The 25,331-nt window shown below is 49.0% G+C and carries 31 protein-coding genes and 9 pseudogenes; 19 read left to right on the top strand and 21 right to left on the bottom strand.

Annotated features, from left to right (window positions below):
- The first annotated feature begins 1 nt into the window (after window position 1).
- From ACQGXV_RS19940 to ACQGXV_RS19950, 3 genes are read left to right on the top strand one after another with little or no spacing between them, the layout of a single operon-like run.
- The gene (locus tag ACQGXV_RS19940; RefSeq protein WP_440862885.1) at window positions 2-805 is read left to right on the top strand and encodes a sulfite exporter TauE/SafE family protein; all 804 of its coding nucleotides are present in this window, start codon (window positions 2-4) and stop codon (window positions 803-805) included.
- A complete protein-coding gene (locus ACQGXV_RS19945) occupies window positions 802-1,365 on the top strand; it encodes an elongation factor P hydroxylase (protein ID WP_440862886.1) in 564 nt (187 codons plus the stop codon). The genes ACQGXV_RS19940 and ACQGXV_RS19945 overlap by 4 nt, the downstream gene beginning before the upstream one ends.
- 31 nt (window positions 1,366-1,396) lie before the next feature.
- A complete protein-coding gene (locus ACQGXV_RS19950; protein ID WP_440862888.1) occupies window positions 1,397-1,678 on the top strand; it encodes a YfcL family protein in 282 nt (93 codons plus the stop codon).
- A gap of 709 nt (window positions 1,679-2,387) precedes the next feature.
- On the opposite strand, the gene ACQGXV_RS19955 is transcribed toward ACQGXV_RS19950, so the two are convergent.
- The 5 genes and pseudogenes from ACQGXV_RS19955 to ACQGXV_RS19975 all read right to left on the bottom strand — a co-directional run bounded on the left by ACQGXV_RS19955 (window position 2,388) and on the right by ACQGXV_RS19975 (window position 4,382).
- On the bottom strand, window positions 2,388-2,546 hold the full coding sequence (locus ACQGXV_RS19955) for a hypothetical protein (RefSeq protein WP_440862890.1): 159 nt from the start codon (window positions 2,544-2,546) through the stop codon (window positions 2,388-2,390).
- A gap of 299 nt (window positions 2,547-2,845) precedes the next feature.
- Window positions 2,846-2,932: pseudogene (locus tag ACQGXV_RS19960) on the bottom strand (transposase); the annotation flags it as partial.
- Window positions 2,933-2,947: 15 nt separating this feature from the next.
- Window positions 2,948-3,811, bottom strand: coding sequence for an IS3 family transposase (locus tag ACQGXV_RS19965; protein ID WP_440862891.1), 864 nt, complete (start codon window positions 3,809-3,811; stop codon window positions 2,948-2,950).
- Window positions 3,808-4,053, bottom strand: a complete 246-nt coding sequence (locus ACQGXV_RS19970; protein WP_440862892.1) for a hypothetical protein — start codon at window positions 4,051-4,053, stop codon at window positions 3,808-3,810. The genes ACQGXV_RS19965 and ACQGXV_RS19970 overlap by 4 nt, the downstream gene beginning before the upstream one ends.
- Window positions 4,054-4,160: 107 nt before the next feature.
- The gene (locus ACQGXV_RS19975; protein WP_440862894.1) at window positions 4,161-4,382 is read right to left on the bottom strand and encodes a helix-turn-helix domain-containing protein; all 222 of its coding nucleotides are present in this window, start codon (window positions 4,380-4,382) and stop codon (window positions 4,161-4,163) included.
- A gap of 29 nt (window positions 4,383-4,411) precedes the next feature.
- Between ACQGXV_RS19975 and ACQGXV_RS19980 the strand changes: the two are divergent.
- Window positions 4,412-5,716: pseudogene (locus ACQGXV_RS19980) on the top strand (IS256 family transposase).
- Window positions 5,717-5,743: 27 nt separating this feature from the next.
- Here ACQGXV_RS19980 and ACQGXV_RS19985 read toward each other — a convergent pair.
- The 3 genes from ACQGXV_RS19985 to ACQGXV_RS19995 are packed head-to-tail and all read right to left on the bottom strand — an operon-like array spanning window position 5,744 to window position 6,787.
- Window positions 5,744-5,923, bottom strand: a complete 180-nt coding sequence (locus ACQGXV_RS19985) for a hypothetical protein (protein WP_440862896.1) — start codon at window positions 5,921-5,923, stop codon at window positions 5,744-5,746.
- The gene (locus ACQGXV_RS19990; RefSeq protein ID WP_440867526.1) at window positions 5,920-6,498 is read right to left on the bottom strand and encodes an IS630 family transposase; all 579 of its coding nucleotides are present in this window, start codon (window positions 6,496-6,498) and stop codon (window positions 5,920-5,922) included. Before ACQGXV_RS19990 ends, ACQGXV_RS19985 begins: the two co-directional genes overlap by 4 nt.
- Entirely contained in the window at window positions 6,422-6,787 is a 366-nt protein-coding gene (locus ACQGXV_RS19995; RefSeq protein WP_440862584.1) for an IS630 transposase-related protein, read from the bottom strand. The genes ACQGXV_RS19990 and ACQGXV_RS19995 overlap by 77 nt, the downstream gene beginning before the upstream one ends.
- 113 nt (window positions 6,788-6,900) lie before the next feature.
- On the opposite strand from ACQGXV_RS19995, the pseudogene ACQGXV_RS20000 reads away from it, so the two are divergent.
- The 4 genes and pseudogenes from ACQGXV_RS20000 (at window position 6,901) to ACQGXV_RS20015 (ending at window position 10,055) form a co-directional block, all read left to right on the top strand.
- A pseudogene (locus ACQGXV_RS20000) lies at window positions 6,901-7,761 on the top strand (fimbria/pilus outer membrane usher protein).
- On the top strand, window positions 7,755-8,015 hold the full coding sequence (locus tag ACQGXV_RS20005) for a FimD/PapC C-terminal domain-containing protein (protein WP_440862898.1): 261 nt from the start codon (window positions 7,755-7,757) through the stop codon (window positions 8,013-8,015). The pseudogene ACQGXV_RS20000 and the gene ACQGXV_RS20005 overlap by 7 nt, the downstream one beginning before the upstream one ends.
- Window positions 8,012-9,340: a fimbrial usher protein StbD gene (stbD, locus tag ACQGXV_RS20010; protein WP_440862899.1), complete on the top strand. Its 1,329-nt coding sequence runs from the start codon at window positions 8,012-8,014 to the stop codon at window positions 9,338-9,340. The genes ACQGXV_RS20005 and stbD overlap by 4 nt, the downstream gene beginning before the upstream one ends.
- A 31-nt stretch (window positions 9,341-9,371) precedes the next feature.
- Window positions 9,372-10,055, top strand: a complete 684-nt coding sequence (locus tag ACQGXV_RS20015) for a fimbria/pilus periplasmic chaperone (RefSeq protein WP_440862900.1) — start codon at window positions 9,372-9,374, stop codon at window positions 10,053-10,055.
- Between the two features lie 10 nt (window positions 10,056-10,065).
- Here the strand turns inward: ACQGXV_RS20015 and mnmC are convergent, their stop codons facing one another.
- On the bottom strand, window positions 10,066-12,084 hold the full coding sequence (gene mnmC / locus ACQGXV_RS20020; protein ID WP_440862901.1) for a bifunctional tRNA (5-methylaminomethyl-2-thiouridine)(34)-methyltransferase MnmD/FAD-dependent 5-carboxymethylaminomethyl-2-thiouridine(34) oxidoreductase MnmC: 2,019 nt from the start codon (window positions 12,082-12,084) through the stop codon (window positions 10,066-10,068).
- Between the two features lie 162 nt (window positions 12,085-12,246).
- Between mnmC and fabB the strand changes: the two genes are divergently transcribed.
- Window positions 12,247-13,461 (top strand): beta-ketoacyl-ACP synthase I, encoded by a 1,215-nt coding sequence (gene fabB, locus ACQGXV_RS20025; protein WP_440862902.1) that lies wholly within the window; start codon window positions 12,247-12,249, stop codon window positions 13,459-13,461.
- A gap of 250 nt (window positions 13,462-13,711) precedes the next feature.
- The gene (locus tag ACQGXV_RS20030; protein WP_440862903.1) at window positions 13,712-13,873 is read left to right on the top strand and encodes a hypothetical protein; all 162 of its coding nucleotides are present in this window, start codon (window positions 13,712-13,714) and stop codon (window positions 13,871-13,873) included.
- 9 nt (window positions 13,874-13,882) lie between these two features.
- Here the strand turns inward: ACQGXV_RS20030 and ACQGXV_RS20035 are convergent, their stop codons facing one another.
- Window positions 13,883-14,041 (bottom strand): hypothetical protein, encoded by a 159-nt coding sequence (locus tag ACQGXV_RS20035; RefSeq protein WP_440862904.1) that lies wholly within the window; start codon window positions 14,039-14,041, stop codon window positions 13,883-13,885.
- A gap of 6 nt (window positions 14,042-14,047) precedes the next feature.
- On the opposite strand from ACQGXV_RS20035, the gene ACQGXV_RS20040 reads away from it, so the two are divergent.
- Both ACQGXV_RS20040 and ACQGXV_RS20045 read left to right on the top strand, forming a co-directional pair.
- Entirely contained in the window at window positions 14,048-14,287 is a 240-nt protein-coding gene (locus tag ACQGXV_RS20040; protein WP_440862905.1) for a hypothetical protein, read from the top strand.
- A gap of 389 nt (window positions 14,288-14,676) precedes the next feature.
- Entirely contained in the window at window positions 14,677-15,468 is a 792-nt protein-coding gene (locus ACQGXV_RS20045; protein ID WP_440862906.1) for a transposase family protein, read from the top strand.
- A gap of 12 nt (window positions 15,469-15,480) precedes the next feature.
- Here ACQGXV_RS20045 and ACQGXV_RS20050 read toward each other — a convergent pair whose 3' ends face one another.
- From ACQGXV_RS20050 to ACQGXV_RS20060, 3 genes are all read right to left on the bottom strand, one after another.
- Entirely contained in the window at window positions 15,481-15,759 is a 279-nt protein-coding gene (locus ACQGXV_RS20050) for a hypothetical protein (protein ID WP_440862907.1), read from the bottom strand.
- 48 nt (window positions 15,760-15,807) lie between these two features.
- Window positions 15,808-16,212, bottom strand: a complete 405-nt coding sequence (locus ACQGXV_RS20055) for a hypothetical protein (RefSeq protein ID WP_440862908.1) — start codon at window positions 16,210-16,212, stop codon at window positions 15,808-15,810.
- Window positions 16,213-16,328: 116 nt separating this feature from the next.
- A complete protein-coding gene (locus tag ACQGXV_RS20060; RefSeq protein WP_440862909.1) occupies window positions 16,329-17,273 on the bottom strand; it encodes a DMT family transporter in 945 nt (314 codons plus the stop codon).
- Window positions 17,274-17,800: 527 nt separating this feature from the next.
- Here ACQGXV_RS20060 and ACQGXV_RS20065 point away from each other — a divergent pair.
- From ACQGXV_RS20065 to ACQGXV_RS20080, 4 genes and pseudogenes are all read left to right on the top strand, one after another.
- Window positions 17,801-18,539: pseudogene (locus tag ACQGXV_RS20065) on the top strand (transposase); the annotation flags it as partial.
- Window positions 18,540-18,574: 35 nt separating this feature from the next.
- Window positions 18,575-18,940, top strand: a complete 366-nt coding sequence (locus ACQGXV_RS20070; protein ID WP_440862910.1) for an IS630 transposase-related protein — start codon at window positions 18,575-18,577, stop codon at window positions 18,938-18,940.
- Window positions 18,864-19,508, top strand: a complete 645-nt coding sequence (locus ACQGXV_RS20075; RefSeq protein WP_440867527.1) for an IS630 family transposase — start codon at window positions 18,864-18,866, stop codon at window positions 19,506-19,508. The genes ACQGXV_RS20070 and ACQGXV_RS20075 overlap by 77 nt, the downstream gene beginning before the upstream one ends.
- Window positions 19,426-19,728: pseudogene (locus ACQGXV_RS20080) on the top strand (transposase); the annotation flags it as partial. The gene ACQGXV_RS20075 and the pseudogene ACQGXV_RS20080, both read left to right, overlap by 83 nt.
- A 36-nt stretch (window positions 19,729-19,764) precedes the next feature.
- On the opposite strand, the gene ACQGXV_RS20085 reads toward ACQGXV_RS20080, so the two are convergent.
- A complete protein-coding gene (locus tag ACQGXV_RS20085; RefSeq protein ID WP_440862551.1) occupies window positions 19,765-20,976 on the bottom strand; it encodes an IS256 family transposase in 1,212 nt (403 codons plus the stop codon).
- Window positions 20,977-21,030: 54 nt separating this feature from the next.
- Between ACQGXV_RS20085 and ACQGXV_RS20090 the strand changes: the two are divergent.
- Window positions 21,031-21,366, top strand: a pseudogene (locus ACQGXV_RS20090) (transposase); the annotation flags it as partial.
- On the opposite strand, the pseudogene ACQGXV_RS20095 reads toward ACQGXV_RS20090, so the two are convergent.
- The 4 genes and pseudogenes from ACQGXV_RS20095 to ACQGXV_RS20110 all read right to left on the bottom strand — a co-directional run.
- Window positions 21,353-21,541 (bottom strand): annotated as a pseudogene (locus ACQGXV_RS20095) (IS5/IS1182 family transposase); the annotation flags it as partial. The pseudogenes ACQGXV_RS20090 and ACQGXV_RS20095 sit on opposite strands and share 14 nt — an antisense overlap.
- A gap of 212 nt (window positions 21,542-21,753) precedes the next feature.
- Window positions 21,754-21,984 (bottom strand): transposase family protein, encoded by a 231-nt coding sequence (locus ACQGXV_RS20100; protein WP_440867338.1) that lies wholly within the window; start codon window positions 21,982-21,984, stop codon window positions 21,754-21,756.
- A gap of 371 nt (window positions 21,985-22,355) precedes the next feature.
- The gene (locus tag ACQGXV_RS20105) at window positions 22,356-23,060 is read right to left on the bottom strand and encodes a transposase family protein (RefSeq protein ID WP_440862911.1); all 705 of its coding nucleotides are present in this window, start codon (window positions 23,058-23,060) and stop codon (window positions 22,356-22,358) included.
- Window positions 23,061-23,179: 119 nt separating this feature from the next.
- The gene (locus ACQGXV_RS20110) at window positions 23,180-23,383 is read right to left on the bottom strand and encodes a helix-turn-helix domain-containing protein (protein ID WP_222159828.1); all 204 of its coding nucleotides are present in this window, start codon (window positions 23,381-23,383) and stop codon (window positions 23,180-23,182) included.
- On the opposite strand from ACQGXV_RS20110, the gene ACQGXV_RS20115 reads away from it, so the two are divergent.
- On the top strand, window positions 23,284-23,514 hold the full coding sequence (locus ACQGXV_RS20115; RefSeq protein ID WP_440867828.1) for a hypothetical protein: 231 nt from the start codon (window positions 23,284-23,286) through the stop codon (window positions 23,512-23,514). The two genes, ACQGXV_RS20110 and ACQGXV_RS20115, sit on opposite strands and share 100 nt — an antisense overlap.
- A gap of 65 nt (window positions 23,515-23,579) precedes the next feature.
- Here the strand turns inward: ACQGXV_RS20115 and ACQGXV_RS20120 are convergent.
- The 3 genes and pseudogenes from ACQGXV_RS20120 to ACQGXV_RS20130 all read right to left on the bottom strand — a co-directional run.
- Window positions 23,580-24,179, bottom strand: a pseudogene (locus tag ACQGXV_RS20120) (IS5 family transposase); the annotation flags it as partial.
- 19 nt (window positions 24,180-24,198) lie between these two features.
- Window positions 24,199-24,639 (bottom strand): IS630 family transposase, encoded by a 441-nt coding sequence (locus ACQGXV_RS20125; RefSeq protein WP_440867528.1) that lies wholly within the window; start codon window positions 24,637-24,639, stop codon window positions 24,199-24,201.
- Window positions 24,576-25,022, bottom strand: a complete 447-nt coding sequence (locus ACQGXV_RS20130; RefSeq protein WP_440862912.1) for an IS630 transposase-related protein — start codon at window positions 25,020-25,022, stop codon at window positions 24,576-24,578. Before ACQGXV_RS20130 ends, ACQGXV_RS20125 begins: the two co-directional genes overlap by 64 nt.
- A 35-nt stretch (window positions 25,023-25,057) precedes the next feature.
- Between ACQGXV_RS20130 and ACQGXV_RS20135 the strand changes: the two are divergent.
- Window positions 25,058-25,303: pseudogene (locus ACQGXV_RS20135) on the top strand (IS5/IS1182 family transposase); the annotation flags it as partial.
- Window positions 25,304-25,331 lie beyond the last annotated feature (28 nt).

The raw sequence follows: 25,331 nt of genomic DNA on the forward strand, positions 1-25,331 counted from the left end.
CATGGAATGGTTTTTGGTCAGCCCCGAAATGCTCGGGGTGTTGTTTGCGTTTGCGGCACTTGCCGGTTTTATCGATTCTATCGCGGGGGGAGGCGGATTACTCAGTATTCCTATTCTGCTCTCGGCGGGACTAAGCCCAGCGCAGGCGCTGGCAACCAATAAACTGCAAGCGGTCGGTGGCTCTTTTTCTGCCAGTCTCTATTTCGTCCGTCAGCGCGCCGTGAAGTTAAGTGAACAGAAGCTGCCGATCGCACTGACCTTTGTCGGCTCAACGTTTGGTGCCTGGTTGATTCAGCAGATTCACGCAGACTTTTTGCGCCAGATCCTGCCTGTTCTGGTGATCGGTATCGGGCTCTATTTCCTGTTAATGCCGAAAATTGGTGAAGAAGATCGCCAGAAACGCTTGTCTGGTCTTCCTTTTGCCTTTTTGGCGGGCGGGTGTATTGGGTTCTATGATGGTTTCTTTGGCCCCGGCGCAGGTTCTTTTTACGCGCTGGCGTTTGTCACGGTCAGTGGTTTCAGCCTGCCTAAAGCCACGGCACATGCCAAGGTACTTAATTTTACTTCCAATTTTGGTGGGTTGCTGTTCTTTATCCTCGGCGGTCAGGTGGTCTGGGGCGTGGGTCTGGTGATGCTGGTGGGGCAAGTGTTGGGGGCTCGTCTCGGCGCTCGTATGGTGCTCAATAAGGGGCAAACGCTGATCCGCCCGATGCTGGTGATTGTGTCTGCCTGCATGAGCGTGAAGCTGATTTATGATAACAACGGCAGCGACATTGCCCAATGGATAGGACACCTCTGGTCATGACCACCTCTAGCATAAGCACTACGTACGATTACCGCGATCTTATTGCCTTGTTCGGGCAATGCTTTGAACAGGACTATAACACCCGGCTGGTGAAAGGGGACGATGAGCCTATCTATTTGCCCGCGGATGAACAGTTTTCCTATCATCGCATTGTGTTCGCGCACGGGTTTTATGCCAGCGCATTTCATGAGATTTCGCATTGGTGCATTGCCGGTGAGGCACGACGCAAGCTGGTAGATTTTGGCTATTGGTACTGCCCTGATGGCCGCGATGCGGCAACGCAGGGGCAGTTCGAGCAGGTAGAAATCAAGCCACAGGCGTTTGACTGGCTGTTTTGCGTGGCATCGGGCTTTCCCTTCAATGTCAGTTGCGACAATCTGGAAGGGGATGTCGAGCCGGATCGCATCGCGTTTCAGCGCACCGTACATGTGCAAGTGATGGCCTATCTCGAGCAGGGTATTCCGGCGCGGCCATTGCGCTTTATTCGCGCATTACAATCGTTTTACAATACGCCGCCGTTGACGGCGGAGCAGTTCCCGTATCCCGCCGAGCTCAACTGATGCGGATAAACGTTAATAGTGAGGATGTTAGATGATCGCAGAATGTGAAGCGCGTATTCTTGCGCTGATTGATAATATGGTAGAGCATGCCAGCGATGATGAACTTTTTGCCGGTGGCTACCTGCGCGGTCATTTGACGCTGGCGGTGGCAGAAGCCGAAGAACAGGGCGACACTACGGTTCAGGCGCTCTATCAGCGTGTTTGCGACAGTGTACAGCAAGCGATTAAAAACGATGAGCTCTCGCCGCCGGATCAGATATTAGTTAATGGTATGTGGGACGATTTATTTCAACGTGCCTCACAGATCAATTGATAAATAATTCTCCCTGATTTGGTAAATGAGAAAACGTATTATTTAACGCATTATATTTATTCCCGTGAAAGCGGGAATAAATCATTAAAACAAACAGTTGAATGCCACTCTGTCTGGATCGGTAAATAAAATCATCAGCTCTGCACTCATCTTTACACGACTCTGATTAAATTATACACGCACGATAAACTTCTCTGCATAATATCCGAAATAATAGCCATCAACGAGAGATGCTACAGCAGCAAGGAATAATAAGCTGCCTGACCTGCTAATGTGACAGGTTATATTCTGCAAGGAATCAGAGTTAATGATGCGTTATCTCGTTATATATTTACCCCCGAGCTGAGGGGAATACATTAACTTTGATGACAGAGATTAAGAACCCATCCCAATAGGATTTTATTCCAGACAATGATGCCGCAGGTAAAATGCAGCATCGCCTAATAATTTTCGACTTTCTTCTCCCAGCGAGTCAGAACCCGACGAAAGCGATTCATCCAGCTGTGCGTTCACGCCTAGGAATTTCAAACTTTTTGGAGCCCCTGATTTCGGCGGCTGGCAACGATGAAAACCGGCTTTTTTATCGTGAATGCCTCTGTGTTTGGGTGATTTTTGAACACATTGCGCGTTTTTTGATTACATCGCCGAATTCCAGGCAGAGCTTCCCCGCATTATCCAACGTAACGCATTCGCGCTATAGCCAACCGACTTAAAAATGATTACATCCTATGCCCTGATATGCGGCAAAGAAGCATAGCTGGCTGTTATCAAAATAATGTCGCTTGGCTATATCTCCCCGGCGTTCGCGATTAGCTTCTCCAGGGCCGTTGCCGGCAGCGCCCGGCTGAACGCCATTTTTGCCCCGCACAGCAGGCAGGCAAACGGGTCTGTATTCAGTAATCCCTGACTCCGCGTTGTGTATGCCACTGGCGCTGCTTTTTTCACATTATCCTGCCCTAGGGCTTTTCTCACCAGAGGCGGCTTTGTTGAATAATTTAAGATACTGATTTATATAAGCATTATAAAATTTCAACGACTAATTTTTCCTCTCGGAATGCTTTTTATTGTGCTAACTATTTGATTTGTCGTTCTAACAAAATACATTCTCTGTAAATGCATTCTAACTAAAGAAGATGTAAATCAAACGGTTAAATTATTCAACAAAGCCACCAGAGGCAACAGTTTTCCCACTACGCGGTTAGCCAGAAAACCAAAGTAACGCACCATCCGGAAATGCTTCTCCGGTATATGCTGCACTGGTCAAGTAAATCAGGACACTTTTTTCTCAGCCATTTGTTCATAACGCACCGGAGACAGATCCCCGTTAGCGGCATGATGCCTGTCTAGGTTGTAGTAGCGGATATACGTCGCCACATCCTGCTCCATGTAAGCCCGTGTTGGCTGGGGTACCAGCAGCAACCATTCATGTTTCAGACTGCCCCAGAAGCGCTCCATCACCGCATTATCCCAGCAGGCACCCACGTCTCCCATACTGCTCCTCAGCCTGTAGCTGCTCAGCAGCGCCTGAAAGCGTTGTCCCGTGTACTGCGCCCCCCTGTCCGTATGCACCACCAGGCCCGGCGGGGGAGTTCGCAGGTTATATGCCTTCATCAGGGCCCCGCAGACCAGCGATGAGGTCATCCGTCTGTCCACCTGCCAGCCCACTATCTGCCGGGAGTACAAATCCATAATAGCCGCCAGATACAGCCAGCCTTCACCGGTCTTCAGATACGCGATGTCACTCGCCCACACCTGATTTGGCCCCGGCGGGTTAAAATTCTGGTTCAGCAGGTTTGGGGCCACCTCTGCACCCGGGCGGGGTTTTGTCGTGACCTTATAAGTCCGGCGCTGTCGGCATACCAGCCCCTCTTCCTGCATGAGTTTCCTCACCCGCCAGCGGCTGATTATGATGCCTTCTCCACGAAGCCTTTTGACCAGCGTCCGGCTTCCTGCTCCCTGCCTGCTGGCGGCGAACAGCGCCTTTAACCTGACCCGGACCTCCACGTCTTTTTGCAGCGGTTCGGCGGGCTTTTTTCGCCATGCATACCAGGCAGAGGCCGTCACACGCATGACCCGACAGAGTGTACGAACGCTGAAGTCAGTGGCATTGTCGAGAATGAACCGGTCTCTCACGACATATGTTTCGCGAAGAAGGCACTCGCCTTTTTTAGTATCTCCTTCTCTGTACGTAACTCTTTAAGCGTGTTGCTTAATAGTGAAATAAGGGTGTTTCGGTGATTGAAGTAAATTTTACGCTGTTCTGAGATGGAAATTCCAAAGACCGGCGCTAAGGAGTAAGAAGGTATCATCAATAAAGGGTCGGCTTTGTTGAATAATTTAAGATACTGATTTATATAAGCATTATAAAATTTCAACGACTAATTTTTCCTCTCGGAATGCTTTTTATTGTGCTAACTATTTGATTTGTCGTTCTAACAAAATACATTCTCTGTAAATGCATTCTAACTAAAGAAGATGTAAATCAAACGGTTAAATTATTCAACAAAGCCTCTCGCCCCAAGGTCATCTCTAAAACCGGCAATAATATTTTTACCCAGCGACATACCCGTGTTCTATCTAAACCAAAAAGAAGTCCTTGCAAATCATAGGTCGGATAACATTTTAAATACAATAAAATAAAAAGCAGTTTATCTAATGGGGTTGGGAGATAAAGAGACTGTAAAATAATCTGTGTAAATGGCATTTTGAGGAAAACCTTCAAAGGATAACAAAATGCCTATCAGCAACGAACTTATTGACCAACTGCTTCAAGATTGTCACTCCCCTCAGGATCTGCTGGGTGAATCAGGCCTACTCAAGGTGCTGACTAAAAGACTGGCGGAACGGGTTCTTGAAGCTGAGATGGAGATGCACCTTGGGTATGCTAAGCATGACCCGGCAGGTATAGCCAACCGACTTAAAAATGATTACAGCCGATGCCCTGATATGTGGCAAAGAAGCATAGCTGGCTGTTATCAAAATAATGTCGCTTAGCTATAATCATTCAGGCAACTCCCGCAATGGCAAGACATCCAAGAGCGTACGTAGCCAAAATGGGGAGATCGAGCTCGATATTCCGCGCGACCGCAACAGTACCTTCGAGCCGACACTGATCGGTAAGAACGAAAAACAGCTTAACGGCTTCGATGACCGCATTATTTCTCTCTATTCCAGAGGGTTATCAACCCGTGATATTCAGGCACACTTTAAAGAAGTCTACGGGGTCGATGTTTCCGCTGGCTTCATTTCTCAAGTGACCAATGCTGTGATGGATGAAGTTAAGCGCTGGCAGCAACGGCCGCTGGATGCGCTTTATCCCATTGTTTACCTTGACTGTATTGTTGTCAAAAGCCAGGACGGCGGAGCCGTGGCCAACAAGTCTGTTTATCTGGCCCTCGGCGTCAACGGCCAGGGCGAAAAAGAGCTGCTGGGGCTATGGATAGCCAAAACTGAGGGGCCAAGTTCTGGTTATCTGTGATGACAGAACTGAAAAATCGTGGGCTACAGGACATCTTCATCGCCTGCTGCGATGGCCTGAAAAGCTTTCCTGATGCCATTGAAGCTGTTTACCCGCATACGCGGGTACAGCTCTGCATTGTGCATCAGGTGCGGAACTCGCTGCGCTACGTCGGCTGAAAAGAGCGTAAGGCCGTTGCTGCTGACCTGCGCACCATCTATAGTTCCGCAACGCTAGAGGGCGCTGAAGAGGCCCTGGATGCCTTCGCGGCCAAATGGGATGAGCAGTTCCCGACGATCAGCCCGTCGTGGAGAAATAATTGGGAACGTCTCATCGTCATTTTTGACTTTCCGCCGGAGATCCGCAAGGTTATCTACACCACCAACGCGATAGAGTCGTTAAATGCTTCATTGCGCAAGATAACGAAAACGCGACGAATATTTCCAACGGATGACTCGGTGATAAAATTACTCTATCTAGCCTTGCATAATATCTCTGCTAAATGGACCTTGCCAATCAGAGACTGGAAACCTGCTATGAGCCAATTCATGTTGATGTATGGAGAACGAATCTCCGGTTAAGCAATGGAGCCATTTACACAAAATTCTTTACAGACTCCCTTTCTGCCCTGCACCCATCTGCCGCTCGTGATCTTTTCGATTCTTTTTCCGATAAATCAAATAACAAGCTGAAAATTCAGCGGCTAAATTTTTCAATTCTTCGACTGATAATCCAATGATTGCTTTACATAAACGATTATCTCGTAACAACCGCTCTTTGTTGATCATTTCAAACCTTTATAGCCAAGCGACTTAATTTTGATTACACCATATGGACTGAGAACAAACTCTCTGTATCGCAACCCATCTCTCTTTTTTTGCTTTTTGCTTTTTGCTTGTGCCCATTTATGCTCAATTGGGTTAAGATCTGGCGAATATGTAGGCAAATACTCCACCATATACCCTGCATCGATGATGACTTGTTGAATATTATGTTTTTTGTGAAAAGTGGCATTGTCCATCATGATTACACTGTTTTTAGGGAGTACTGGGATAAGGACTTGTGTGACCCAGGCATAGAAAACATCGCTGTTAATATTGATATCAAATAATCCGATAGCAAACAGCGTTGTGCCTAATAAAGCGCCGATAACATTTGTTCTTCCCCTAGCTCCCCAGTTCTTCAGGCCAAAACACCGTTGACCTTTTGGGGAATAGCCGTGAGTCCGTGGGGTATCGTGTGAAAAACCACTTTCATCAATAAAAACAATAGGTTTACCTTCTTTTTCATACTGTTGTTTTTTTTGTTGAAATCCCTGCTGGGCGTTTTCGTCGGCTTTCGGATGACGTAGAGTTTTTTTTATAGGTCAATCCCAGCTTTTTAAGCGCTTGCCAAATGGCCTTCTGACAAACGCCAAAACGCTCTGCACGTTCTTTTTGGTAAGCATCTGGATATTGTTCAACATCTTTTATCAACTCGGATTTATCGATCTTTCGCTGACGCGTGGTCGATGCTTTTGACTCTATTTGATTAATCCAACGCGATACAGAGGCAGGGCCAATCCGAAATTGCTTCGCTGTTTCTCGGATACTCAACCCTTCGTTTTTCCGTGTAGATATCACTTTACGTCTAAAATCAATTGAATAGCTCATTTAAATAATGTAATCAAAATTAAGTCGTTTAGCTATATTCTCTAAGTTAAACCTCTTTTTATTCTCAATAGCCTGACAAAAAATGCAAGTCTCTATTCAGCAACTAGTTTAGTCTGAATCAAAAAAACCGTTTCTCCGCCACGGTGAGCCAGGCGATGGGCTCGTGGGGCATGCTGAACATGTCGGCCAGTACCAGCAGCTACTACGGTGAATCGTCACGCGTTACTCAACTGCAACTCGGCTACAATAATTCCTGGCGAAACATCAGCTACAACCTGAGCGTGGCGCGTCAGTGCACCGTGTGGGAACGCGGCCGTAGTTTCGTCAGCGTCAGTGATGGAGACTATGACAATACCGGTCAGCAGCGCTATACCGAAACCCTTGTCGCGCTCGGTTTCTCTGTGCCCTTTGATGTCGGAAGCACCCGCTCTACGGTCTCATTGGACATGAACCGTACTGGCACATCACGTTCAGGCACGCTGAGTGTGGCGGGGTCTTCAGGCGGCGACAGGCAGTTCACCTGGTCTGCTTACACCGGGGTAGAGAATTATCAACAGGGCGGTAACGCGATGACATTTGGCGGTAGCGCACAGCAAACGACTTCTCTGGGGGCGCTGCGCGCTTCGGTGGCGCAAGGCGACAACTATCGCCAATTTGGCGTCGGGGTCGCCAGTACGCTGGTGTTGCATCACGGCGGGGTGACGCTTGGGCCTTATGCCAGCGATACCTTCGCGCTGATCCGCACGCCTGGTGACGAAGGCGCGATGGTACGCAATGGTCAGGGCGCTCGGGTCGATCGCTTTGGTTAAGCCATCTTGCCGTCGCTGGCCCCATACCGTTATAACACCATTACGCTGGATGCCAGCAGCATGAACGATGAAACTGAACTGCAAGGTGGAAGCCAGCTCGTGGTGCCTTACGCCGGGGCTTTGGCGCAGGTCAGTTTTCCACCTTGCAAGGCAGGGCCGTGCTGATCGCCACGCAGCGTGAAGACGGGAGTTTTCCCCCAATGGGAGCCGATGTGATAACGGCGGCGGGCAACAGCGTTGGCATGGTCGGGCAGGGGTGGCAAATCTATGCTCGCCTTGTCGAAGAACGCGACACCTTACAGGTGGTATGGGGCCCGCAGGTTGGAGAGCAATGTGTGGTCAGCTACCGTTTACCGTCACGCGGCGGTGACGCTTTCACCCATCTTAATCTGCCCTGTCAGTCTCGGAGGTCGCCATGACATCGCGTAGCACACTCTGGCTGGCGGTGCTGTTACTCGGGAGCCAAACGGCCTACAGCGCGTGTATTCGGGTCACCAATGCTACCACCTTATCGCAGGCTGCACGCGATGCGGGCTATACCGCAACCGCCTGGAATGGCTCATGTGATACCTGTAACGGCAGAAACATCGGTATGCCCGGTGTGATAAGCATGAGCAGCGGCACCTTTCAGCCGTCGGGTACCTTACTGGCGAGCAGCTCAATCAGCTTTCTGAGTCAGGGGGCACAGACGGCGTTTACCGCTAATCAAATCTTGTTTCGCTGTGCTGTCGCAGATGCCAGCAGCCTGTTCGAGATGTATGCCACCAATGGTGATAGCGGCTATGCCGGGATGTATGCAGCCAGTGAGATTGACGGCGCGTACTACAGCTATGTGCGCAATTTTGCGGTCGGACTCACCCATTTAAAGAGCGGGGCCTACTTTTCCCGCTATTGGCAGGGGCGGCAACTAACGCCGTCCGACTGGTTTTCCGATGGCACCTATATCTATGTTCCGGCCAGCGCCTTCAGCGATATTTTAATGGAAGTGTTTCGTATCGACAGCACCACGTGGTATGGCAACGCCTATAATCGCTACACCTACCTTTACAGCCAGCCTCACGGCTATACCGCGTTCAAAGGTCCAGGGCTTAGCGCGAATGTGACAGAGGGCGCTGATTCGGCAACCAAATACGAAGGATGGCCCTATGACTGGCCTGGCACTTGGAGCCTGTACGCGACGGGGGGGGCCTTTGTACGCGGTGCATCTTGTCGCGTGGACTATTTTCCGAATGTCGTGATGCTGCCATTGATCACCGCCAATCAGCTGCGTCAAGGCGGCACCAGCCGTGCGGGGTTCTCCGTCACCATACAGTGTGAATCCGGGGCGCTGTCCAGCACCAATGTGTCAACCCTCACGGCGGCGAATGTCTCAATGGTTTTTTTGGTAAACAAGCCCGCCGCCGTGGCAGCAGCGCAGTCTTTAGGGTTGATCACCAGCGGCGGCGGCTTAACCTGGTTGCTGGATAATCATTACGGCACTGGGGCAGGCGAGGCCTCTGGCGTCGGTATCCGTATTTTCAACAGCCGGGGGCAAGCCATCAATCTGCTGCCGGATTTGACCTCTTACGGCACCGGCAACCCACGCGGGTGGTATGCCTTTAAAGAATTGACCACCAGGGTTTCCACGGGTAGCACAGAGATTTATGCTGGCGATTTTACCGCATCGCTGGAAGCGATTAATCAACAACCGATTACGCCGGGGACAGTCAATGCGCAATTGCAGATCATGGTCAGTTTCCATTAACGTGCAGAAAGCCATCGGCAGGATGCTGTGCGTGCTGGGGGTGATGGGCGCACTGCCCACATTCGCGGTGGTCAATATTGAAGGCACACGCGTGATTCTGCATAACGGCGAGATATCCACATCGCTCATGCTGTCCAATTCAGAAAAACAGCACACGCTGGTTCAGGTCTGGAGTGATGAGGGCGATCCACTGATTCCACCCGAGCGTGCTACAACGCAGCTGATTGCCGTGCCGCCGGTATTCAGCATGAAGCCGGGCGAGGAGCGTTCTTTGCGATTGCTGCTCACCTCGCGTCAAGGATTTTCCAATGACAAGGAATCGCTACTGTGGCTTAACGTCTATCAAATTCCACCGAACACGGCGGAGATGACGCTCCACATGCAAAACGTCGTGTTGCCGCTGCGCTTGCGCCTGAAAGTGTTTATTCTGCCGACTGGATTGGGTGACCCCACTGAGTCTGATGGTGAGCAACTGCGCTTTCGTTTGCTGCAAGCGGGAGAAGGGCAGCAGTTGCAGGTCGCCAATCCTACCCCCTGGCATATGACGCTGACCGATATCAGCTATGCTGAGCAGCGTCTGGGCAGCATGATGATAGCCCCGGCCTCCAGCGTAAACCTATCGGTACATCGTGAGATCGTCGGACAAACGCTCAGCTATCAGCTCATTAACGATACCGGCACCCACTGGCGCTATACCGCGACACTCTCGCCTTGATAGCAACGGATTACACCGCGCGGCCTTTCAGCAACTTTCTCACCCAAAAACGATTCGGGTTCAATGCGGCGAGCGTTGACGCATAGAGCGGTAACGGTTCGCCGTACAGTTGCCCTGCCAGAATTTCGGCAGCCAACGGTGCAGAGCACAATCCGCGCGAACCCAGCGCGCCGATGATGAACAGGTCCGTATGAACCGGTGCCACGGCTACACGCTCTGGCGTGTGCTGCTGTACATCAAGTGATGCGAAGTGATGTAGCGTCTGTACGTGATCCGGCGCCGCGCCGAGCAACGGCAGATGATCGCGCGTGGCACAGCGCACGCCCTGACGTGCTGCGTTGCCGCTGACGTCAATGTCATTTACCCAGGTGGCATCGGGCAAGCAGGCCGCGAGGCGCTGGTGGTTTTGCTGCTGCTCGTCTGCGCTAAATGTGGTGGTCACTACACCTCGCTGGTAGCTGGCACCGATACAGTGCTGCTGATGGCGAGGGCTGACGGGGGTCAAATAGCCATCGTAACAAAGGACGCGTTGCAAGCCTTGTAGCAACGGCGTGGTCGGGATATTACTCACCTGACCGCGCACCGCATAGCACGGGAGATGTTGCGTTTGCGCCCAGTCGCTGAGCTGGTGTCCATTCGCCAGGATCACCACGGGATGGGTTTTTTGCTGCCCTTTGACCAACCTCAGTTGCCAGCCTGCTGTGACGTTTTCCAGCGCGCAGACGCGAGTAGCAAAATGCACCGCCAGCCCGAGCGATTGCGCGTATTTCAACGCATGGGTTGTCAACTCAGCCGGACACAGCCAGCCGCCCTCGGTATAGCTCACACCTGAAAAACCGATCGCTAATCCAGCCGTTGCGTCCATCTCATCAGCGCTGAGCGGCGTAACCACGGCTGTCGGCCAGTTGCCGCGCAAGATTTGCATGATTTTGCGCGCGCTTTTTTCATCGTAGGCAATCTGATTTACGCCGCACCAGTCGTGCTCAAAGGCGACACCGGCTTGCCATAGGGTGTCGTACTGGCGGCGGGCAAAACCAAAAGCAGTGGCGAAAAAGTGGGAAAGCGCGTCATATTTGTCGTTGAGTAACGGGTACAGTGCGCCCTGACGATTGCCGGATGCGCCCAACGCCGGTGCCTCATCGTCACAATAGAGCGTCACCTGTGCGCCGCGTCGCAGCAGCGCCAGTGCGGTCAGCACGCTGGCAATGCCACCGCCAATAATAGCGATATCTTCTGTTACGCTCGCCGCCGGGCGTGAATACCAGGGGGTTACCGCCGGTGCCGGGATGACGTGCGGCAATACCCCGCGCAGCATTTCGCGTTTTTGTCCGTATCCCTTGATTTTTTCCACATCAAAGTGGGCCTGCTGCAAGCCCCGACGCACAAATCCTGCGGCGGTGAAAGTCGCAAAAGTGCCTTGCGCCCGGCACAGGCGTGCCATGGCGTGAAACAGGTTCTCGGTCCACATGTCTGGGTTTTTGGACGGGGCAAAACCATCGAGAAACCAGGCATCAACCTGATGTGTCAGCGAATCGTCCAGCGTTGGCAGTAAGTCGTTGATATCGCCAAACCACAGGTCGAGGGTGATGTCACCGTCAGCCAGAATCAGGCGATGACAACCAGGCAGCGCCGACGGCCATGCCTGCCGCAGTGCTTCGGCGTAAGGGGCGAGTGTCGGCCAGTGGGCGTGCGCCTGTTCCAGATCGGCCACGCGCAACGGGAATTTTTCAAAGCTGATAAAGTGCAGGCGACGCAGCGCGGCCTGCGGATGCTGGGCGCGAAAATGGGCAAACGCGTCCCATAGCGTCAAAAAGTTCAGGCCAGTGCCAAAACCGGTTTCCGCAATTATGCACAGTGGGCGTGAATGCTCAACAAAGCGCGTCGGGAAGTGGTTACCCTGCAAGAAGACGTAGCGGGTCTCTTCCAACCCATCCTGATTTGAGAAGTAAACGTCATCAAACTGTTGCGAAACAGGTGTACCCTGTTCGTTCCAGGAGAGTATACCGTGCTGAATAGCATGGTCTTTCACGATAATTGACTCATTTTTAAAGCGATAGCGTGATTTTACTCAGCAGGTGCCCAAGGCGCAAATTTTGTAAAAGGTTGGGTGATCGGACTTGTTCAGCTTACATCTGTACGCTAAAGTGCGTGACGAAATCCCAAAATACATTTATGCGGAAAGAGGTATTGAATGAAACGTGCAGTGATTACTGGCCTGGGGATCGTCTCAAGCATTGGTAATAACCAGCAGGAAGTCCTGGCATCGTTGCGGGAAGGTCGCTCGGGTATTACGTTCTCACAAGAGCTGAAAGATTCCGGTATGCGTAGTCACGTCTGGGGCAATGTGAAGCTGGATACCACCGGCATCATTGAACGTAAGGTCGTGCGTTTCATGAGCGATGCCTCTGTCTATGCTTTTCTGTCGATGGAACAAGCCATCTATGATGCCAAGCTGGCACCTGAGGTTTACCAAAATAACCCGCGCGTCGGTTTGATTGCCGGTTCCGGCGGCTCTGCGCGTTCTCAAGTGTTTGGCGCGGATGCCATGCGCAGTCCACGTGGCCTGAAAGCGGTTGGTCCGTATGTGGTGACTAAAGCGATGGGCTCTGCGGTGTCTGCCTGTCTTGCAACGCCCTTTAAAATCCAGGGTGTGAACTATTCCATCAGCTCTGCCTGCGCCACCTCTGCACACTGTATCGGTAATGCGGTAGAGCAGATCCAACTGGGTAAACAAGACATCGTCTTTGCTGGCGGCGGTGAAGAGTTATGCTGGGAACTGGCCTGTGAATTTGATGCCATGGGCGCGCTGTCTACCAAATATAACGAGACGCCGGAAAAAGCGTCCCGCACCTATGATGCCGATCGCGACGGTTTTGTTATCGCAGGCGGTGGCGGTATGGTGGTCGTGGAAGAGTTGGAACATGCGTTGGCGCGTGGTGCACATATTTACGCCGAAGTGGTGGGCTACGGCGCCACCTCTGACGGTGCCGACATGGTTGCCCCGTCTGGTGAAGGCGCGGTGCGCTGCATGAAGCTTGCGATGCAGGATGTGGATACCCCTATCGATTATATCAACACCCACGGTACTTCTACGCCGGTGGGTGACGTGAAAGAGCTGTGGGCGATTCGTCAGGTGTTTGGCAACGCGGTACCGCCGATTTCGGCAACCAAGGCGATGACCGGACACTCCCTCGGTGCAGCGGGTGTGCAAGAAGCGATCTACTCTCTGCTGATGCTGGAGCATGATTTTATCGCGCCGAGCATTAACGTTGATACGCTGGATGAGTTGGCGCAGGACATGAACATCGTGACACAACCGACTGAGCGTAAGCTGACCACGGTAATGTCCAACGGTTTTGGTTTCGGCGGCACCAATGCGACGTTGGTGATGCGTAAGTTAGCGTAATCGTAATCGCTATACCCTAAATAATTCGAGTTGCAGGAAGGCGGCAAGTGAGTGAATCCCGATGAGCTTACACAGGTAAGTGATTCGGGTGAACGAATGTAGCCAACGCACGTGCAGCTTGAAGTATGACGGGTATCGTTTGTTTTGCTGAACCGAGGCCTTGTGCCCCGGTTTTTTTGTCTGTTAAAACAGCACCCACAGCAAAAACATCACCACGCAAACGCTGACAATGGGCCAAAACAGCGGTTTGTTGAACACGGACTGGAGGACAGGCGGCAAGGCGGCAACCAGCGGATTGGCAATGTGCTGCGGATGCGGGAACAGGCTCTGTATAGCCAAGCGACATTATTTTGATAACAGCCAGCTATGCTTCTTTGCCGCATATCAGGGCATAGGATGTAATCATTTTTAAGTCGGTTGGCTATATTGTCAACTCGCCGTCGGCAGCGCGCTGCATGCGATGGGCGAACAAAAAGGTTATCAGTTCGTTGAGTTGCGGTTGGGTAAGCGGTGTCTGTACCCCGGCATTGAAACGATTTTGGCTGTAGTCCAGCAACAACTGGCGCTCATTGGCTTCCAACGCGGGTTGAAACAGCGAGTGCAAGGTTTACTGGGTCGCGGTCATTCGGGGCTGCGTCGTATTGCCCGCCGCGGTGGTCGCGGTTGCCCGCGTCGCGGTGGCTGTCGCAGGTGCATCGCTGCGCCCATTCCCGGTCGTCAGCAGATGGTGCAGGTCAGTTTGTGTTTGCAAATACTGCATCAGGAGCGGCAAATGACGGGCAGGGATCGGCGTGCCTGGCGGCTGGTGCTGCATTGCCGTCAATAAACTAGTTGCTGAATAGAGACTTGCATTTTTTGTCAGGCTATTGAGAATAAAAAGAGGTTTAACTTAGAGAATAAAGGTTTGAAATGATCAACAAAGAGCGGTTGTTACGAGATAATCGTTTATGTAAAGCAATCATTGGATTATGAGTCGAAGAATTGAAAAATTTAGCCGCTGAATTTTCAGCTTGTTATTGGCTTTGTTGAATAATTTAACCGTTTGATTTACATCTTCTTTAGTTAGAATGCATTTACAGAGAATGTATTTTGTTAGAACGACAAATCAAATAGTTAGCACAATAAAAATCATTCCGAGAGGAAAAATTAGTCGTTGAAATTTTATAATGCTTATATAAATCAGTATCTTAAATTATTCAACAAAGCCCTTGTTATTTGATTTATCGGAAAAAGAATCGAAAAGATCACGAGCGGCAGATGGGTGCAGGGCAGAAAGGATTTATCCCAACCCCATTAGATAAACTGCTTTTTATTTTATTGTATTTAAAATGTTATCCGACCTATTATTTGCAAGGACTTCTTTTTGGTTTAGATAGAACACGGGTATGTCGCTGGGTAAAAATATTATTGCCGGTTTTAGAGATGACCTTGGGGCGAGAATGTGTTTTGCCCGCTCGTCAAATTCGCTCTGCTGAGGAATTTTTTCGCGCCTTTCCTGGAGTTAAAGACGTCTTTATTGATGGGACAGAGCGACCTGTCCAAAAGCCTAAGAATCTGCGTCGGCGAAAAAAAATGTATTCGGGAAAGAAAAGACAGACCACTCGAAAAGGGCTTATTATGACTGACGAAACAAGGCAAATTGGATTTATCCCCATGAGCAAAAATGGGCGCCGTCACGATAAACGCTTACTCGATAAAGTCGATATAATTCGCCATATTCCTCCTGAGGTAACCATCTGGGCAGATACCGGTTTTCAAGGTATAGAGAAACAGCATCCTAATACACAAATCCCAAAAAAAGGAACTCGAAAAAGACCTTTATCGCCTGAACAAAAACAAGAAAATAAAATAATCTCGGGCATCCGTATTACAGTTGAACACGCCATCGCGGGTATCAAGTGCCTCGGTTGCATGACCCAAATTTTACGGAATCGTAGACCCTTTATTGATGATACCTTCTTACTCCTTAGCGCCGGTCTTTGGAATTTCCATCTCAGAACAGCGTAAAATTTACTTCAATCACCGAAACACCCTTATTTCACTATTAAGCAACACGCTTAATGACGTCCAGATTTTTTCCGTCGGCTCGCCCAGCAGCGCGGACAACCGCACCACCATCTGATTCAGGCTGTTCTGTTCGACGCTGGATAGCGGACGTTGCAGTAGGGCCGTGGTTGCGGCATTGGTCGCAACATTGGTGAGCGCATTTTGCACCAACGTTGTGGCAAGCGCGGGGGCTCTGCCGGAAGCGGCATTGAGCGGTGCTGCATCGGGCGGTGTTTGCAACATCGTCAGCACCCGTTGTAACTGGGGCTGCGTGAGCGCTTTGAGTTCGGTATGACCAAATTACTGACGTAAAAACTGAGTGACGCGCTGGCTGTTATTTCCCTGCGGCAGCAGCTCGGTCATGCGTTGCAACAACGGATGGCAGACGCTGCTTTGCTGTGTTTGAACCTGCACCAGTTGGTTCTGCAATGACTGTTCGGCGGCGGTAAAATGCTGACCGAGCAGCGTCTGGTTTGGCGCCAGGCCGATGTTCTGACGCAGTGTGGTCCAGATGGCATTGTTACTCAACGACGTCAGTGCCTGTAGCTTGACCACCAGCGTGTCCAGCGTGGCGCGTTGGGTAAAGCTAAGTGGGGAGTTCGCCGCCGCCGTATTGGAAGAGGAAGATGCAATGGCCGACGTCGGCGACGAGGGGGGACGATCTCCCGGCGTCGGGGTTCCCGGACTGCTGACAGGCTGCATCATGGACTCCTCGCTGCGTGAAAGGCACCCTGCATTCCCCGGGAGCCCTGAATAGGCAACGGAAATCATAGCAAGGTGTCTGGTGCGAGAATAGTCAGATCATACGGGAAAATGCGTTTTTATTTGCGGTTTGCTTCCACGTCATGCGTTTGGATGGCGGACGTATGGCTATCCGACGTGCGCATAGCGTTGTGCTGAGCGCGCGGAGTGCGTATACGCTGCGCCATGACAACCCCGAGTAATACCATTATCCCGCCCACAATGTGGTAACCGTGCAGCGTTTCATGCAGCGATGTCACGGCGATCAGCTCTGTAAACACCGGCGTCAGATTAATGAAGATACTGGCGTTATTGGCTCCGATTCGCATCACGCCGACGATCCACATCCAAGGGGCGAGGATCGAGGCAAAAATACCGGCGAACAGTACCAGCGGTAGGTTTTGCTTGGTGAGGGCAATACTTTCTGCCAACAATAAATTCGGCAGCAACAGCACAACGCCAAAGGCAATTTGCACGTAGAGCGACACCCAGGTAGGCAGCGCAATGGACCAGCGTTTGGTTAATACGCCGTACAAGGCATAGGCTAATGCGGCAATAAACATCATCACCTCGCCGCGTCCGATACCCTGCGCCAGAATCAGTGCCGGATGCCCACCGCTGATAAGCCAACTGATGCCGAAAAAAGAGAGCAGGCTGCCGCACAGTAAGCTCAAGGTGCGTACCACGCCGAGCAGTGGAATGCTCATCAATACCGTGAGCAAGGGGATCAATGAGACCAGAATACCCATCATCAGCGCGCTGATGCTGTGTGCAGCATAGTAGGCCATGCTTTGGTAGAGCACCATGCCGAGAAACCCCAGAAACAGCAATTTTCCCCAGTGTAGCCTTATGGTACCTGCATGGCGCCGTAACTGAGGCAACATAAAGGGCGTCAGCACCAGCAGAGCCAACAGCCAGCGATAGAATGACATTGCCGCTGGATCGATGGCACCAACGGAAAGTTTATTAACGATCACGTTAAATGACCAAAACAGAACGGCGATAAGGGGGAATAACGCTTGCATGATAATAATTCTCATTAACCTGGTGAGTCAGTTTACGACAGGCGGGTTCGTTCTATATAAAGCGTGTTGCTTAATAGTGAAATAAGGGTGTTTCGGTGATTGAAGTAAATTTTACGCTGTTCTGAGATGGAAATTCCAAAGACCGGCGCTAAGGAGTAAGAAGGTATCATCAATAAAGGGTCTACGATTCCGTAAAATTTGGGTCATGCAACCGAGGCGCTTGATACCCGCGATGGCGTGTTCAACTGTAATACGGATGGGCTTTGTTGAATAATTTAACCGTTTGATTTACATCTTCTTTAGTTAGAATGCATTTACAGAGAATGTATTTTGTTAGAACGACAAATCAAATAGTTAGCACAATAAAAAGCATTCCGAGAGGAAAAATTAGTCGTTGAAATTTTATAATGCTTATATAAATCAGTATCTTAAATTATTCAACAAAGCCATACGGATGCCCGAGATTAGAGACTGTAAAATAATCTGTGTAAATGGCATTTTGAGGAAAACCTTCAAAGGATAACAAAATGCCTATCAGCAACGAACTTATTGACCAACTGCTTCAAGATTGTCACTCCCCTCAGGATCTGCTGGGTGAATCAGGCCTACTCAAGGTGCTGGCTAAAAGACTGGCGGAACGGGTTCTTGAAGCTGAGATGGAGATGCACCTTGGGTATGCTAAGCATGACCCGGCAGGTAATCATTCAGGCAACTCCCGCAATGGCAAGACATCCAAGAGCGTACGTAGCCAAAATGGGGAGATCGAGCTCGATATTCCGCGCGACCGCAACAGTATAGCCAACCGACTTAAAAATGATTACATCCTATGCCCTGATATGCGGCAAAGAAGCATAGCTGGCTGTTATCAAAATAATGTCGCTTGGCTATACCTTCGAGCCGACACTGATCGGTAAGAACGAAAAACAGCTTAACGGCTTCGATGACCGCATTATTTCTCTCTATTCCAGAGGGTTATCAACCCGTGATATTCAGGCACACTTTAAAGAAGTCTACGGGGTCGATGTTTCCGCTGGCTTCATTTCTCAAGTGACCAATGCTGTGATGGATGAAGTTAAGCGCTGGCAGCAACGGCCGCTGGATGCGCTTTATCCCATTGTTTACCTTGACTGTATTGTTGTCAAAAGCCAGGACGGCGGAGCCGTGGCCAACAAGTCTGTTTATCTGGCCCTCGGCGTCAACGGCCAGGGCGAAAAAGAGCTGCTGGGGCTATGGATAGCCAAAACTGAGGGGGCCAAGTTCTGGTTATAGCTAAACGACTTAATTTTGATTACATTATTTAAATGAGCTATTCAATTGATTTTATACGTAAAGTGATATCTACACGGAAAAACGAAGGGTTGAGTATCCGAGAAACAGCGAAGCAATTTCGGATTGGCCCTGCCTCTGTATCGCGTTGGATTAATCAAATAGAGTCAAAAGCATCGACCACGCGTCAGCGAAAGATCGATAAATCCGAGTTGATAAAAGATGTTGAACAATATCCAGATGCTTACCAAAAAGAACGTGCAGAGCGTTTTGGCGTTTGTCAGAAGGCCATTTGGCAAGCGCTTAAAAAGCTGGGATTGACCTATAAAAAAAACTCTACGTCATCCGAAAGCCGACGAAAACGCCCGGCAGGGATTTCAACAAAAAAAACAACAGTATGAAAAAGAAGGTAAACCTATTGTTTTTATTGATGAAAGTGGTTTTTCACACGATACCCCACGGACTCACGGCTATTCCCCAAAAGGTCAACGGTGTTTTGGCCTGAAGAACGGGGGAGCTAGGGGAAGAACAAATGTTATCGGCGCTTTATTAGGCACAACGCTGTTTGCTATCGGATTATTTGATATCAATATTAACAGCGATGTTTTCTATGCCTGGGTCACACAAGTCCTTATCCCAGTACTCCCTAAAAACAGTGTAATCATGATGGACAATGCCACTTTTCACAAAAAACATAATATTCAACAAGTCATCATCGATGCAGGGTATATGGTGGAGTATTTGCCTACATATTCGCCAGATCTTAACCCAATTGAGCATAAATGGGCACAAGCAAAAAGCAAAAAGCAAAAAAAGAGAGATGGGTTGCGATACAGAGAGTTTGTTCTCAGTCCATATGGTGTAATCAAAATTAAGTCGCTTGGCTATATCTGTGATGACAGAACTGAAAAATCGTGGGCTAAAGGACATCTTCGTCGCCTGCTGCGATGGCCTGAAAGGCTTTCCTGATGCCATTGAAGCTGTTTACCCGCATACGCGGGTACAGCTCTGCATTGTGCATCAGGTACGGAACTCGCTGCGCTACGTCGGCTGGAAAGAGCGTAAGGCCGTTGCTGCTGACCTGCTCACCATCTATAGTTCCGCAACGCTAGAGGGCGCTGAAGAGGCCCTGGATGCCTTCGCGGCCAAATGGGATGAGCAGTTCCCGACGATCAGCCCGTCGTGGAGGAGTCTGTAAAGAATTTTGTGTAAATGGCTCCATTGCTTAACCGGAGATTCGTTCTCCATACATCAACATGAATTGGCTCATAGCAGGTTTCCAGTCTCTGATTGGCAAGGTCCATTTAGCAGAGATATTATGCAAGGCTAGATAGAGTAATTTTATCACCGAGTCATCCGTTGGAAATATTCGTCGCGTTTTCGTTATCTTGCGCAATGAAGCATTTAACGACTCTATCGCGTTGGTGGTGTAGATAACCTTGCGGATCTCCGGCGGAAAGTCAAAAATGACGATGAGACGTTCCCAATTATTTCTCCACGACGGGCTGATCGTCGGGAACTGTTCATCCCATTTGGCCGCGAAGGCATCCAGGGCCTCTTCAGCGCCCTCTAGCGTTGCGGAACTATAGATGGTGCGCAGGTCAGCAGCAACGGCCTTACGCTCTTTCCAGCCGACGTAGCGCAGCGAGTTCCGCACCTGATGCACAATGCAGAGCTGTACCCGCGTATGCGGGTAAACAGCTTCAATGGCATCAGGAAAGCCTTTCAGGCCATCGCAGCAGGCGACGAAGATGTCCTTTAGCCCACGATTTTTCAGTTCTGTCATCACAGATAACCAGAACTTGGCCCCCTCAGTTTTGGCTATCCATAGCCCCAGCAGCTCTTTTTCGCCCTGGCCGTTGACGCCGAGGGCCAGATAAACAGACTTGTTGGCCACGGCTCCGCCGTCCTGGCTTTTGACAACAATACAGTCAAGGTAAACAATGGGATAAAGCGCATCCAGCGGCCGTTGCTGCCAGCGCTTAACTTCATCCATCACAGCATTGGTCACTTGAGAAATGAAGCCAGCGGAAACATCGACCCCGTAGACTTCTTTAAAGTGTGCCTGAATATCACGGGTTGATAACCCTCTGGAATAGAGAGAAATAATGCGGTCATCGAAGCCGTTAAGCTGTTTTTCGTGCTTACCGATCAGTGTCGGCTCGAAGGTACTGTTGCGGTCGCGCGGAATATCGAGCTCGATCTCCCCATTTTGGCTACGTACGCTCTTGGATGTCTTGCCATTGCGTGAGTTGCCTGAATGATTACCAGCCGGGTCATGCTTAGCATACCCAAGGTGCATCTCCATCTCAGCTTCAAGAACCCGTTCCGCCAGTCTTTTAGTCAGCACCTTGAGTAGGCCTGATTCACCCAGCAGATCCTGAGGGGAGTGACAATCTTGAAGCAGTTGGTCAATAAGTTCGTTGCTGATAGGCATTTTGTTATCCTTTGAAGGTTTTCCTCAAAATGCCATTTACACAGATTATTTTACAGTCTCTCGTGGAGAAATAATTGGGAACGTATCATCGTCATTTTTGACTTTCCGCCGGAGATCCGCAAGGTTATCTACACCACCAACGCGATAGAGTCGTTAAATGCTTCATTGCGCAAGATAACGAAAACGCGACGAATATTTCCAACGGATGACTCGGTGATAAAATTACTCTATCTAGCCTTGCATAATATCTCTGCTAAATGGACCTTGCCAATCAGAGACTGGAAACCTGCTATGAGCCAATTCATGTTGATGTATGGAGAGGCTTTGTTGAATAAATCAGAATTAGCCGACAGGATGACTCCCTCTGCTACACCTGTTATCCTATCCTGACGCTGTGTGGCATACCCAACAACGTCATACGGTTCAGCGCTTTGACCATCGCTATGGCTTCACCTACTTGAGCCTCATAGTCACGCAGGCTCAGATGGCCACCCAGCAAAGTTTTTATGCGGAACATCGCTGTTTCTGCCACTGAACGCCGGTGATAACCCACTTTCTTTTTCCACATATAGCCAACCGACTTAAAAATGATTACATCCTATGCCCTGATATGCGGCAAAGAAGCATAGCTGGCTGTTATCAAAATAATGTCGCTTGGCTATATTACGTAAGGGATAACGCAAGGCTACTCCTCGACAGGAGAGGGATGAAGCGATTTTTTGATAAAGCGTGTTGCTTAATAGTAAAATAAGGGTGTTTCGGTGATTGAAGTAAATTTTACGCTGTTCTGAGATGGAAATTCCAAAGACCGGCGCTAAGGAGTAAGAAGGTATCATCAATAAAGGGTCTACGATTCCGTAAAATTTGGGTCATGCAACCGAGGCGCTTGATACCCGCGATGGCGTGTTCAACTGTAATACGGATGCCCGAGATTATTTTATTTTCTTGTTTTTGTTCAGGCGATAAAGGTCTTTTTCGAGTTCCTTTTTTTGGGCTTTGTTGAATAATTTAACGTTTTGATTTACAACTTCTTTAGGTGGGATGCATGTACAGAAAATGTATTTTGTTAGAGCGATAAATCAAATAGTTAGCACAATAAAAAGCGGCTTTGTTGAATAATTTAACCGTTTGATTTACATCTTCTTTAGTTAGAATGCATTTACAGAGAATGTATTTTGTTAGAACGACAAATCAAATAGTTAGCACAATAAAAAGCATTCCGAGAGGAAAAATTAGTCGTTGAAATTTTATAATGCTTATATAAATCAGTATCTTAAATTATTCAACAAAGCCTCAACAAAGCCATAAAAAGCATTACGGTAGTAAAATTTAGTCGTTAAAATTTTATAATACCCATTTAAATCAGTATTTTAAATTATTCAACAAAGCCCTTTTTTTGGGATTTGTGTATTAGGATGCTGTTTATCTATACCTTGAAAACCGGTATCTGCCCAGATGGTTACCTCAGGAGGAATATGGCGAATTATATCGACTTTATCGAGTAAGCGTTTATCGTGACCGCGCCCATTTTTGCTCATGGGGATAAATCCAATTTGCCTTGTTTCGTCAGTCATAATAAGCCCTTTTCGAGTGGTCTGTCTTTTCTTTCCCGAATACATTTTTTTTCGCCGACGCAGATTCTTAGGCTTTTGGACAGGTCGCTCTGTCCCATCAATAAAGACGTCTTTAACTCCAGGAAAGGCGCGAAAAAATTCCTCAGCAGAGCGAATTTGACGAGCGGGCAAAACACATTCTCGCCCCAAGGTCATCTCTAAAACCGGCAATAATATTTTTACCCAGCGACATACCCGTGTTCTATCTAAACCAAAAAGAAGTCCTTGCAAATCATAGGTCGGATAACATTTTAAATACAATAAAATAAAAAGCAGTTTATCTAATGGGGTTGGGATAAATCCTTTCTGCCCTGCACCCATCTGCCGCTCGTGATCTTTTCGATTCTTTTTCCGATAAATCAAATAACAAGCTGAAAATTCAGCGGCTAAATTTTTCAATTCTTCGACTGATAATCCAATGATTGCTTTGCATAAACGATTATCTCGTAACAACCGCTCTTTGTTGATCATTTCAAACCTTTATTCTCTAAGTTAAACCTCTTTTTATTCTCAATAGCCTGACAAAAAATGCAAGTCTCTATTCAGCAACTAGTTTATAGAGAGTCAGGGTATATGCCACTCTTTGTGGGCTAATAGCGCGAAGGCCAAATCTCTTCTGGCCGTTTGCTCAACGCCTTGGCAATCAGCCGCTCGCCTTTGGGCCAGCGTCGCACCAACGCATTTGCCAGTGTTGATGACGCCAATCCCGCTTCTCGGGAAAGCGCTGACAGCGTCGTGCCACGCTTTTTCAAACCCGCTACGATATCTGCCGGGTGCCAGTCCTTACCGTCCATTACCATACCCCGCTGTTATTATAGCCAACCGACTTAAAAATGATTACATCCTATGCCCTGATATGCGGCAAAGAAGCATAGCTGGCTGTTATCAAAATAATGTCGCTTGGCTATATAGCCAACCGACTTAAAAATGATTACATCCTATGCCCTGATATGCGGCAAAGAAGCATAGCTGGCTGTTATCAAAATAATGTCGCTTGGCTATATCATTACTCCCGCTCAGACGCTGATTCGCCACCGTATGGTTACGTTCATGGTACTTGTCCGGCCAGTATTTGGCTCCGCTTCGCGGCGGGATAAGGGGCCTGATTTTCTTTCTTAGCAACGCATCGTGGCAGTAACGGGCGTCATAAGCACCGTCTGCTGACACTTCCCTGATTTTTCGGTGGGTTTGGTTAATCAGGCCCGGCAGTGCCTGCGCATCTGTCGTTCCGCTGAGCGATAAGTCGGCACAGATAATCTCATGCGTCGCACTGTCTGCTGCCAGATGAAGCTTGCGCCACACTCTTCGTCTGTCAGCCCCATGCTGCCTGACTTTCCATTCACCTTCGCCAAAGACCTTCAGACCGGTACTGTCGATGACCAGATGCGAGATTTCACCACGCGTTGGCGTTTTTATGCTGATACTGACGGTTTTTGCCCGCCGACTGACCAGAGAGTAGTCCGGGCAGCGCAGTGGCAGGCTCATCAGTGTAAAAACCGAGTCGACAAAGCCCTGTAATGCCCGGAGCGACAGGTTAAACACGCGCTTTATCATCAAAACCGTGGTAACAGCCATATCGGTGTAGTATAGCCAAGCGACTTAATTTTGATTACACCATATGGACTGAGAACAAACTCTCTGTATCGCAACCCATCTCTCTTTTTTTGCTTTTTGCTTGTGCCCATTTATGCTCAATTGGGTTAAGATCTGGCGAATATGTAGGCAAATACTCCACCATATACCCTGCATCGATGATGACTTGTTGAATATTATGTTTTTTGTGAAAAGTGGCATTGTCCATCATGATTACACTGTTTTTAGGGAGTACTGGGATAAGGACTTGTGTGACCCAGGCATAGAAAACATCGCTGTTAATATTGATATCAAATAATCCGATAGCAAACAGCGTTGTGCCTAATAAAGCGCCGATAACATTTGTTCTTCCCCTAGCTCCCCAGTTCTTCAGGCCAAAACACCGTTGACCTTTTAGGGAATAGCCGTGAGTCCGTGGGGCATCGTGTGAAAAACCACTTTCATCAATAAAAACAATAGGTTTACCTTCTTTTTCATACTGTTGTTTTTTTTTGTTGAAATCCCTGCCGGGCGTTTTCGTCGGCTTTCGGATGACGTAGAGTTTTTTTTATAGGTCAATCCCAGCTTTTTAAGCGCTTGCCAAATGGCCTTCTGACAAACGCCAAAACGCTCTGCACGTTCTTTTTGGTAAGCATCTGGATATTGTTCAACATCTTTTATCAACTCGGATTTATCGATCTTTCGCTGACGCGTGGTCGATGCTTTTGACTCTATTTGATTAATCCAACGCGATACAGAGGCAGGGCCAATCCGAAATTGCTTCGCTGTTTCTCGGATACTCAACCCTTCGTTTTTCCGTGTAGATATCACTTTACGTCTAAAATCAATTGAATAGCTCATTTAAATAATGTAATCAAAATTAAGTCGTTTAGCTATACCATGAACGTAACCATGCGGTGGCGAATCAGCGTCTGAGCGGGAGTAATGATATGTGGAAAAAGAAAGTGGGTTATCACCGGCGTTCAGTGGCAGAAACAGCGATGTTCCGCATAAAAACTTTGCTGGGTGGCCATCTGAGCCTGCGTGACTATGAGGCTCAAGTAGGTGAAGCCATAGCGATGGTCAAAGCGCTGAACCGTATGACGTTGTTGGGTATGCCACACAGCGTCAGGATAGGATAACAGGTGTAGCAGAGGGAGTCATCCTGTC

Origin of the sequence: Symbiopectobacterium purcellii (assembly GCF_052050035.1) — a bacterium.
GTDB lineage: Bacteria > Pseudomonadota > Gammaproteobacteria > Enterobacterales > Enterobacteriaceae > Symbiopectobacterium > Symbiopectobacterium purcellii_A.